This window comes from Pseudomonas sp. HMWF021 (genome assembly GCF_003061005.1).
Lineage (GTDB): Bacteria > Pseudomonadota > Gammaproteobacteria > Pseudomonadales > Pseudomonadaceae > Aquipseudomonas.
Window position 1 is genome coordinate 1 of sequence record NZ_QAIK01000070.1, and the last position, 1976, is coordinate 1976.

At 58.3% G+C, this 1976-nt stretch carries 2 protein-coding genes and 1 pseudogene; all 3 read left to right on the forward strand.

Annotated features, from left to right (window positions below):
- The first annotated feature begins 210 nt into the window (after window positions 1–210).
- Window positions 211–393 (forward strand): sulfur starvation response protein OscA, encoded by a 183-nt coding sequence (gene oscA / locus DBR18_RS10200; protein WP_003220508.1) that lies wholly within the window; start codon window positions 211–213, stop codon window positions 391–393.
- A 148-nt stretch (window positions 394–541) separates the two neighbouring features.
- Window positions 542–1555, forward strand: a complete 1014-nt coding sequence (locus DBR18_RS10205; RefSeq protein WP_108590226.1) for a sulfate ABC transporter substrate-binding protein — start codon at window positions 542–544, stop codon at window positions 1553–1555.
- Window positions 1556–1710: 155 nt separating this feature from the next.
- Window positions 1711–1976, forward strand: a pseudogene (locus DBR18_RS29025) (sulfate ABC transporter permease subunit CysT); the annotation flags it as partial.

Here is a 1976-nt window from a genome sequence, read left to right on the forward strand (position 1 = left end):
GCTCCTACACAACCTCTGTAGGAGCTGCCGAAGGCTGCGATCTTTTGCTTTAACACGCTGCAAACCCTTGCCCCGCCACATAATGTTTTCCAGTTATATAAACATTCTTAAATAGTCTTTTTAAGAATATCTGCGCCTCTCTTATATTGCTCCCACGCCGAACGCAGTGCCGCCCACTGCCAGGCAAATCCCATTCAAAGGAGCAGCACCATGAGCGCATCCCTTCGCAGCGTTGACGGTCAGGACGAAACCACGATCTTGCGTGAAATCCAGAGCGCCCTGCGCGATCTGCGTTTTGGCGCAGTGGAGATCACTGTGCACAACGCCCAGGTCGTACAGATCGAACGCAAAGAGAAATTCCGTTTGCAGCAGCCGGGTAACAAGCCGAGCTGATTTGAAGATCAAAAGATCGCAGCCTGCGGCAGCTCCTGCAGGGGGCTATGCGCAGGAGCTGTCGAAGGCTGCGATCTTTGAACCGGCACACCCGATTTGCGCAATACATAAGAAAAAGCCACCACCAAGAATTCCAGGAGCTTTCACCATGTCGTCGATTCGCCGTTACGCTTTGGCCGCCCTGGCCAGTGCCGTGTTTGCCGGTTCCGCAGTTGCCAAGGATTACGAACTGCTCAACGTGTCGTATGACCCGACGCGCGAGCTGTACCAGGACTACAACGCCGAATTCATCAATTTCTGGAAAAAAGAACACGCTGGCGACAACGTGAAAATCCAGCAGTCCCACGGCGGTTCGGGCAAGCAGGGCCGGGCGGTGATCGACGGCCTGCGCGCCGACGTCGTGACCCTGGCGCTGGCCGGCGACATCGACGAAATCGCCAAGCTTGGCAAGACCCTGCCGGCCGACTGGCAGAAGCGTCTGCCGGACGCCAGCACTCCGTACACCTCGACCATCGTGTTCCTGGTGCGCAAGGGCAACCCGAAAGGCATCAAGGACTGGGGCGACCTGGTCAAGAATGACGTTTCGGTGATCACCCCGAACCCGAAAACCTCCGGCGGTGCGCGCTGGAACTTCCTCGCCGCCTGGGCCTACGGCCTGAAAGCCAACGGCGGCAGCGAAGAAAAAGCCAAAGAGTACGTGCAGACCCTGTTCAAGCACGTTCCGGTGTTGGACACCGGCGCTCGTGGTTCGACCATTACCTTCGTCAACAACGGTCAGGGTGACGTGCTGCTGGCCTGGGAAAACGAAGCGTTCCTGGCGCTGAAAGAAGATGGCGGCGCCGATAAGTTCGACATCGTCGTGCCGTCGCTGTCGATCCTCGCCGAACCACCGGTGGCCGTGGTCGACAAGAACGCCGAGAAGAAGGGCAACGAGCAGATCGCCGAAGCCTATCTCAAGCACCTGTACAGCCCGGCCGGTCAGGAGATCGCCGCGAAGAACTTCTACCGTCCACGCGACAAGGACGTGGCGGCGAAGTACGCCCAGCAGTTCCCGAAACTGGAACTGGTGACCATCGACAAGGACTTCGGCGGCTGGAAAACCGCGCAGCCGAAATTCTTCAACGACGGTGGCGTGTTCGACCAGATCTATCAGGCGCAGTAATCTCACTCGAAACGAGCCTGAAGTTCAGGCACAAAACATGTGGGAGCGAGCCTGCTCGCGAAGGCGGTATTTCAGGCGACAGGGATGTTGACTGATACTCCCTCTTCGCGAGCAGGCTCGCTCCCACATTGATGCGTTTTTAACCAAGGACTTTTATGTCGCGTCGTATCTCCCCCGTCATACCCGGCTTCGGGCTGACGCTGGGCTACACCTTGGTGTACCTCAGCCTGATTGTGCTTATCCCGCTGGCGGCGATGTTCGTCCACGCCGCCCAACTCACCTGGGATCAGTTCTGGACGATCATCTCCGCACCGCGAGTGCTCGCCGCGCTGAAGCTGAGCTTCGGCACCGCACTGTGTGCCGCGATCATCAACGGCATCATCGGCACGCTGCTGGCCTGGGTGCTGGTACGCTACACCTT